Here is a 297-nt window from a genome sequence, read left to right on the forward strand (position 1 = left end):
CGAGGCGCTGCTGGCGGCGCCCGGCGCGCGCGCGGCGCAGCGGCCGGTGAAGGTGAACCTGACCCGTGCCCTGATGTTCAACAACACCACGCACCGCCCGGCGACCATCCAGCGCATCCGCATCGGCGCCACCCGCGAGGGCCGCATCACGGCCATTGCCCACGAAAGCTGGTCCGGCGACCTGCCGGGCGGCCAGCCCGAGACCGCCGTGCAGCAAACGCGCCTGCTGTACGCCGGCGAGCATCGGCTGACGCGGCTGAACCTGGCCGTGCTCGACCTGCCCGAGGCGAACGCGAT

1 protein-coding gene is annotated in these 297 nt (G+C 73.4%); it reads left to right on the top strand.

What is annotated here, in order from left to right:
• Positions 1-297: molybdopterin cofactor-binding domain-containing protein (locus tag KVT32_RS29680; RefSeq protein WP_217619383.1), on the top strand; the 297-nt coding region annotated here is incomplete at both ends.

Source organism: Achromobacter sp. GbtcB20 (genome assembly GCF_019091095.1).
Lineage (GTDB): Bacteria > Pseudomonadota > Gammaproteobacteria > Burkholderiales > Burkholderiaceae_B > Achromobacter > Achromobacter mucicolens.